Origin of the sequence: Maribrevibacterium harenarium, from assembly GCF_006385675.1 — a bacterium.
In the GTDB taxonomy this organism is placed as follows: Bacteria; Pseudomonadota; Gammaproteobacteria; order Pseudomonadales; family Marinomonadaceae; genus Marinomonas; species Marinomonas harenarium.
This window is the reverse complement of the sequence record NZ_VFRR01000089.1, coordinates 1-3,287: the sequence shown is the minus strand read 5'-3', so window position 1 is coordinate 3,287 and position 3,287 is coordinate 1. Positions and strand designations below refer to the sequence as shown.

The following is a 3,287-nucleotide window of genomic DNA, read 5'->3' as shown; positions in this document are numbered from 1 at the left end:
GCATTCATATTGTGTGCTCCGTGGATGAATAGACGAAACACAGTTTGGGCGGGGTTAAGCGCGAAAACTAGAGGCTGATTTAGTGACGCTTACAGGTATTGTGCATGCTCGACGGATTCAAATTGATCTATCAACTTCGCTGCTGTACCTAGTCATTTTAGAATAACAATGCAAAGCCGAACATTTGTTCGGCTCAGACTGCTGAAGAAGTCTGAGCCTTCATGCGGGGACTTTTTATAATAGCCCCATGCTTTAAAAACGCCCCCAATCCCAATCGACTTTAGAGTGTGTCTTCATTGATGAGCTCGTCCTTAAATGGAGAAGTGAAGAATGCCCCGAAATAACTCAGGGCTATGGTCAGGTAGATATCGAATTCTTGAAGGTTTTGAACTACCGAGCGCTAGTTCATCTGTTTTAGAGGGGTGGTTGTCTTAGAAATTGATATTTCTGACATTTGACTTATTGATTTGCTTAGTCAAATCGTAACTGGTTAACTGAGCAACTATCTGCTCTGAAACACCTAAATCGTTTGCAATATCAAAAATCGAAATACCCAGATACTCGTTAAGCTGATCTATTGCAGCTGATAAAAGCTCTGGCTGTTCCATTGGTATTTGATCATCTAAGTCTTCTGTTTTCGATTGACCTGATTTATTCAAATAAACATTGGCGGTTCTGTACTGTTGCGACGAAATTAACCCAAGATAATTAGCTCGATAAATTATTGCTCTCGCACTAACACGCCATCTAAGTTTCAATGCAAAGATCTTCTCCCACCTAATTCGAACTGGTCCCACACATTGAGGAAACTCTTTCAGAAAAGCCTTACGTGGAAAAAGAAACGCACTTGCAAAAGCATCAGCTTCTCTCTCTGTTTTAGCACATCCAGTTTCTACACCTTGATGCAAAACCAAATGGCCACATTCATGCGCCAAATCAAAGCGCATTCTACAGCAGCTTTCCTTCGCATTATTTCTTACTATGATGGGTCTTTTTCGATTCATTGATAACGCATCAACTTTATCTGAAACACCATCAAAGCAAGTAATTACAGCGCCATTATTCTCCAGCACTCTTACCATGTTTGTAACTGGGGCATCCAATCCCAGCCCCCAGTAAATACGACATTGCTCCGCTGCTCTTTCGATAGCCTCCGCACACAGATCTGATTCTTCAAAATCAATAAAATTGGCAACAGGCAACTCAAGATGATCTTCAATAATCTCAACTAATAGTTCAAAAATAGTGCCCAGAGCCAATACTCGATTTGCAAGCCCAACTGGTGTCGTTTTGCGCTTGCGAAAGTGGCATTGCTCATACTTAACATCATTTTGTGGTTTCTTAAAAAAGAAATCACTTTTCACTTTTAATACTTCAGCCAATGCCAAAAGCAGGTCTTCAGCTGGTGGTTTAACACCTGCTTCAAGCTGATGTATAAACTGACGACTGACCGCAACTAACTCACCAAGTTCTTGTTGAGTAATCCCGGCCATCAATCTCGCCAGTCTTAGTTTTTCACCAAAAAATTCGTTATTCATGATTTACAGCATTTTTCGACTTTTTCTTAATTTTGATTTTAGAAACAGCCGATTCAAGTTCAACACCATGAGTAATATTCTCATCAATGTCTGTTATTAATGTAACCTTAGAACTCATTGGTACTTCCCAGTTGACGATAATTTCACCAACTTCGCTATACCCAACGAAAAAAGCACGATCAACACATTTAGTATGATCAGTACTAAGTACAAAAAACCAAATGATCTCCGACGGACTAAATTGAGTTGATAATAACTCCATTTGCATCATCGCTTCGTGAGAGCGAATCAATTTTCCAGAGGGGAGTTTATCTGGTTGACCTTTCCAAAATCGAACGGGAACACCAGCTACACTAAACGTAAATCTCCCTTTGGGAGTCAGGATTTTGAGCCAATCAACTTCTTTTGACTTTTTAATCAAGTGTGTACAGCTACATTCGTAGGACCTTATTCCCAACGATTTATTAGTATCACCTAGATCTTTGTTATGAAGCTCCACAACTCCAGCACGAACATCTGCTAAAAGTTGAGCAACTTCAATTAGCTGACTTTCTTTAAAATTAGGGTTTAGTGTCATCGGTGTGTTCAAATTTGTTACCTCTGATAGTAAAGCAATAGGATTAGATACCAAGCACAATAATATGCCAATCTATAAATTTGTCAACCAACTGCATACTTGTTAACCCGAGATTGAAATGTAAACTAAATCTTCTTCTACAAGTGACTTAACGCTAACCCCGCCATTAATGCAAAACCGATGATCAGGGATGGTAGCACCACAGGCGGTATAAAGGTCTTTTTCTTAATCTTCCAGGTCATCAAGCCGTCCCACAGCGCCGGTAACATGAGAATAAGTGCGCAAAGGGCAACCAGACCATCAGCAAAGTAAATCGAGTGAACACTTGGTACAGCACATCAAAAAATGCCTGAATACGGTCTACACACACAAACCAAAAGCCGCCCATGTTCTCCATCCCTTTAGAGCGTAGTCGCTGCTCTTCAGTGGGGATTAGAAAATCTCGCACAGATTGCTCCATCTGCGTATCCACAACCCATGACTGATACCAGCGATGGCTAGTTTGACCAATCCAATAGCTTGTTTGTGCGCCCAATTGGCTTTGGATCATCTGCTTCTCTTTATTAATGCCCCGGCTAGTCCAATCACCGAGCACTAACACGCCAATGGCAATAATCTCCAACATCAGTGCCAAACACAGCAGCCAAACCGACTTATGCTTGCTCATGCCAAACATCCTCTTCTACTCGGGCCAGCATGGCTGAAACGGTTGGCGTCATAATCCGGGCTTTAATCACTTGTTGAAGCCGCTTTGTCGTCGTATGACCACTGACATACCGCACATCGATGCGTCCTTCAGCTAAATACGCCATCCGATTTGGACGATTACGCATCCAGGTGTGGAAATACACACCATCCACAGGCGCACACTGTCATCATCACAACTGATTTTTTCATAACTGCCCAAGCCATTACACAGGCACAAATCAAAGAAGGAATGGCCATCTAAGGAAATGGGATGGACTCCCCCAATCCCGGCATCTTGTGCCATATTGAAGGCGAGTTAATAAATTAAATAGCGGGAGTCCACCATGAAAAGTATGCGTATCGGCTTGGATTTAGCAAAAAATGTCTTTGAGGTGTTTGCTGTTGATCAGGATGAAAAAGTATTACTTAGGAAGACCATTAAACGCTCCAAAGTACTAGAATTCTTCATTCAACAAGAACCTTGT

General features: G+C 41.6%; 4 protein-coding genes. All 4 read right to left on the bottom strand.

The genetic code is table 11. The annotated features are described in order from the left end of the window. Window positions 1-431: 431 nt before the first annotated feature. The 4 genes from FJM67_RS17100 to FJM67_RS17085 all read right to left on the bottom strand — a co-directional run bounded on the left by FJM67_RS17100 (window position 432) and on the right by FJM67_RS17085 (window position 2,966). Window positions 432-1,538 (bottom strand): XRE family transcriptional regulator, encoded by a 1,107-nt coding sequence (locus FJM67_RS17100; protein ID WP_140591896.1) that lies wholly within the window; start codon window positions 1,536-1,538, stop codon window positions 432-434. Beyond that, the gene (locus FJM67_RS17095) at window positions 1,531-2,127 is read right to left on the bottom strand and encodes a hypothetical protein (RefSeq protein ID WP_140591894.1); all 597 of its coding nucleotides are present in this window, start codon (window positions 2,125-2,127) and stop codon (window positions 1,531-1,533) included. Before FJM67_RS17095 ends, FJM67_RS17100 begins: the two co-directional genes overlap by 8 nt. A gap of 229 nt (window positions 2,128-2,356) precedes the next feature. Continuing rightward, a complete protein-coding gene (locus FJM67_RS17090) occupies window positions 2,357-2,782 on the bottom strand; it encodes a DUF4400 domain-containing protein (protein ID WP_456237918.1) in 426 nt (141 codons plus the stop codon). Beyond that, window positions 2,769-2,966 carry a hypothetical protein gene (locus FJM67_RS17085; protein ID WP_456237917.1) on the bottom strand — a complete coding sequence of 66 codons (198 nt, stop codon included), beginning with the start codon at window positions 2,964-2,966 and terminating at the stop codon, window positions 2,769-2,771. Before FJM67_RS17085 ends, FJM67_RS17090 begins: the two co-directional genes overlap by 14 nt. Window positions 2,967-3,287: the final 321 nt, after the last annotated feature.